The organism is Streptomyces mayteni (genome assembly GCF_054783955.1).
The window spans coordinates 1-503 of sequence record NZ_BAAGPR010000319.1; the positions used below are offsets into that span (position 1 = coordinate 1).

The following is a 503-nucleotide window of genomic DNA, read 5'->3' on the forward strand; positions in this document are numbered from 1 at the left end:
CTAGAGGTGTACCTGATGGAATAAAGAAAGCAAAGAAATGCAGACCGTGTGTATATAGTCCAAGAATAGTTACACCAATGAAGATGAATACAGATAGACCAATAGCAACCATAACTGATGTTGTAATTGTAAATGCATAAGGTACATTACCGTTTAGGTTAGCAATTAGAATGAAGAAGAACAGGCTGTAAATAAATGGCATGTAAATTTCGTTTGCTGAACCAATTTGGTCTCGTACCATACCGTGGATTGATGCGTAAGCACTTTCTAGTGAAATACTCCATGCGCTAGGTACAAGAGAATATGAATTGTTACCCATAATATGTAGACCTAGTACTAGGAATACAGTAATAATAGCGTATAGACCTAGATTTGTTAGTGAAAGGTTAAAGTCACCAATAATAGGTGCTGAAACACTAAGGAAAGGTACCACTTCGAATTGTTCTAGTGGAGATGTAATAAAGTGTGTCATGATGACTGAATATATAAAGTAGTTGTTCTTT

1 protein-coding gene is annotated in these 503 nt (G+C 35.6%); it reads right to left on the bottom strand.

Annotated elements, in window-relative coordinates; translation table 11 throughout:
* Positions 1-472: F0F1 ATP synthase subunit A (locus tag ACYVPE_RS40070; protein ID WP_461038763.1), on the bottom strand; the 472-nt coding region annotated here is incomplete at its 3' end.
* Between the last annotated feature and the right edge of the window lie 31 nt (positions 473-503).